The sequence below is a fragment of the Xanthovirga aplysinae genome (assembly GCF_009711365.1).
Taxonomy (GTDB): domain Bacteria; phylum Bacteroidota; class Bacteroidia; order Cytophagales; family Cyclobacteriaceae; genus Xanthovirga; species Xanthovirga aplysinae.
This window is the reverse complement of record NZ_SMMB01000728.1, coordinates 1-3543: the sequence shown is the minus strand read 5'-3', so window position 1 is coordinate 3543 and position 3543 is coordinate 1. Positions and strand designations below refer to the sequence as shown.

Annotated in this window: 3 protein-coding genes; all 3 read right to left on the bottom strand. The window is 32.5% G+C overall.

Annotation, left to right across the window (positions count from 1 at the left end; translation table 11 throughout):
* Window positions 1-31: 31 nt before the first annotated feature.
* From E1171_RS04725 to E1171_RS04715, 3 genes are read right to left on the bottom strand one after another with little or no spacing between them, the layout of a single operon-like run.
* A complete protein-coding gene (locus tag E1171_RS04725; RefSeq protein ID WP_155204602.1) occupies window positions 32-1558 on the bottom strand; it encodes a S41 family peptidase in 1527 nt (508 codons plus the stop codon).
* A 17-nt stretch (window positions 1559-1575) separates the two neighbouring features.
* Window positions 1576-2451 carry a hypothetical protein gene (locus tag E1171_RS04720; protein ID WP_187696262.1) on the bottom strand — a complete coding sequence of 292 codons (876 nt, stop codon included), beginning with the start codon at window positions 2449-2451 and terminating at the stop codon, window positions 1576-1578.
* Between the two features lie 14 nt (window positions 2452-2465).
* Window positions 2466-3023 (bottom strand): hypothetical protein, encoded by a 558-nt coding sequence (locus tag E1171_RS04715; protein ID WP_155204599.1) that lies wholly within the window; start codon window positions 3021-3023, stop codon window positions 2466-2468.
* Between the last annotated feature and the right edge of the window lie 520 nt (window positions 3024-3543).

The following is a 3543-nucleotide window of genomic DNA, read 5'->3' as shown; positions in this document are numbered from 1 at the left end:
CTAAATGCATAATTTAGAAGATTCAAAATCCTTAATTTTGGGCTTTAGGAGGGGGGACAATTTTTTGTTTGTCAATTTTTGTAAGCAACATATTTAATTGGTGATCTTCAATTCCAAAAATGTGATTGAGCGATCTGTTAATTTCAATATCGGGCTCAGTACCCTTCCCATCGAATAAGTTGCCGTCTTTTTGAAAAGACAGCATATGAGAAAACCTCAATCGCAGTCCAGATACTTCATAGGATTTAGCCAAACCGCTTGAGCTATCGCTGCAAACACCCACTAAAACTATATTACTCAAACCTTTAAATGATGAGGCAAAAACACTAGCAGCACTAAAGGTGTGCTCGTTAATAATAAGATAAACAGGCTTGTCAAAGTAATAGTAGTCAACAAAATGATTGTTGTTTTTTAACATCATGTAGTAGTAATCACTATAACCCTTATCTTTAGAAATTTTAATATTCTTTAATCCTGAGGAAAATTTTTCGAGTACCAAACGCTGAGTGTTATCATCAATAAAATGATCAAAAGGATAAAGACTGCGCTTAATCAAACTTTCTTTTATAGTATTTGTTACCTTTCCTTTATATTTCGCATAATTAGCAACAAAAAAATCATTAGGCTTTATAAAATAATTGGAGAAAAAATCTATCAAATCTCTACTTCCACCCGAATTATGTCTAATATCAATTATGAGCGCATTAGAGTTTCTTATTGAATTCATATATTCCGTTAACCATTGAAAAAAGAGGTTATCTTTAGATTTATCAAACATTTGGTTAAGTCTCAAATACTCTATACCATCTCCATAAGTATGACGAAGGTAATCATATGGCTCTTTTGTCTTCTTAGACTGAAATACGTATTTGTTTATTTCACGCCATTTTGTTTTGGAATTTACGAGTTTAACTGAAATCAAGGTATCCGATTCCTCATTTGCACTCATAAATTTGAGGCTAACACTATCTCCAATCTTGAAACCATCATCAACTTGATAAAACTCATTCATTTTTTCTACACCTAAAGATAGCCGTGTTTGGCTCGGAGCATATTTATTTAGTATATCATGTCTAGATATAAATTCAATTATATTTTCACCTTGAATTTTAGAAAGAAATGGAAATTTTTCTAAGTACAGAGAATACTCAAGATTGGGATTTTGACGGAGTGCAATTACCTTATCCCTCTGCCAAGGAGCTAAGGCAAATGGCAAATAATATTTTTCTGTTTTCAGTTCTGATTCCAATTTTTTTATTGAAGCATGCCTATCTCCCAATTCAGAAAATATTTGTTTCACTCCATTTAAGAATTCATCGACTTCGATAGTCTCTTTCGCTCCCAACTCTTCGGTTACCATATCTATCTTACTGATAACTTGGTCCCTATTAATATCGAAGTAAGGTGATCTTTCAGAGAGAAGTTTTGAAATAGCATCAATTCCAGCAAAAGCTTCTACATGGGTAACATATTTTTCCTCAGTTTGATCCTTAGAAATAACGACGAAAAATATAATTACAAGTACAACTGCAGAACCTAGAAGTTTTCCTTTATTCATAAAGGCCCAAGTCTAAACTATATAGCATTTTGAATATAAAAAATTATCTCCTGCCAAGGAACGATAATGAACTGAAGTAAAATAAAAGTGAGAATATAGAATTTTCTCATTTTTCTTGAACTTTGTGCTATCCCTAAGATTAGTAGGATAGAACTGAACCCTATGACTGGAAAAATAAAATAAGTGCCAAGACAAAAGAGTAAGAGTACTATATCTTTAATAATGCTATCATTCTTGGAAAAAAGAAAAAGTGAAGCAACAAGACCTTCAAATGCAAGTCCAAAAAGTTGGAATGCATATAAAACACGCCCCATAAATGGAGTTGAGGACAGTGTAACAAAACTATTATCTACTGGTAATATATTTAATACGCCTATTGAATTCCTGTTATTGGCAAGTACTTCATAAGGAGTTTCTATTAAAAAATGTGTTACGAGCATAAAACGTTCATCAAATAAAAAGCGGCCATGCATAAAACCTGGACTTGTAAACTCATTAATAACTTTTTGTAGGACAGCAAAGAACATTACAAGTCCTATTAATATTTTGGAATTAGACCTAAGGTATTTCAACTCTTTATCTGTCCACAAATAAAAAGTTATAAGCAAAACCCAATAAACAAATAGTATTTTGTGATTATCCAGAATGTAAAACTGTTGACTATTAAAAAATAAAAGTCCCAATGAAATAATAAGCCAAAGGATTTTGTTTTTACCAAAGTGACTGAATGCGAGCATCAAAGCACAGATGATTCTCATAAACACGTCTAAGCCCCATCCAGTGCTACCATCTAAAACAAGTAAGATGAGTGAAAACTTGAAAATTAATTCTTCATGAAAGGATTCAAAGCCCTTATTATACTTTTGCAACATTGCCTGCATCATATGTGCCATAGTAATTTTAAAATTTAGTTGCTTATTTCAATTTCTTTAATAAATCTTTTTCTAACAGCTAAATCCTCTTCAAAAAAGTCTGTTTGAAATAGCCTGATCTTTAGACGTTCTATTTTTACTGCTTCTTCTACGAGAGCCGTAGAATCGTTTTGATAATATTTTGGCACATAAATAACCCTGTAGAATTCGTTGTTATCATTAATGTGCTGCAATGTACTTTCGTCAATATTGGATGGGAATTCTAAAGTACTAGGCCTCAAATAGGAAGGAACAATCTGACTCCCTAACTTTTCTAATTTTTCCATTTTAGGAAAATTTTTTGTGGAAGTAAGAAAGTTTTTTGAAATGGGCACATCGAACTTACTACTTTGAATACTTATCAGTAATGAGTCACCATTTTCTTTATAGCCAACAGCTGTTATATTGGCACGCTTATTTGTTGAGAACATTCCGAAACCTCCACCTTTCCAAGGGGTGAGAGAACTGAACTGAGAGTTATATAATTGTATAAGGGCTACAATAATCAGAATATAACATATCAAATACCTGTCAATATGATTTAAAATTTTCATCTTTTATTGTTTATTCTTCACTAGTTTATTTGAGTATACCTTCTCAATCATAATTGCCTCAAGGAGACTATTCAGATTAAATAAGGCGTTCTGTAATCCGAATTTTACTCGATACAATAATGAAAGTTACAGTGAGAGCTCAAGGTGTCAACAAGAATTAAATACGCAATCACCTTATATGTTAGGTCGTTCTTGAAATCAAATAAGGACATTTCTTTTAACCTTTACCCTATAGTTTAGACCCTGTCACCCTAACACCTATTTATATTGGAAAGTGCTAAAGTGGAAAAACCTGATAAAACTGTAGAGCCCTTATGCTCTACAGTTTATTATTAACAGTTCTAAATAAAAGCTTGGGCCTCAGCTACAGCTTCCATTGCTTCATACCCCTCTTCTCTATCTTCAGGATTTTCGCCTAAATCTTGAGAAGATACTGTCACTACATCAGCTACTGTAGAATTGTCGATTGTAGTTGCTCCCATTGAAGCACAAAAAACTAAAGCGAACAGACTGTAAAATA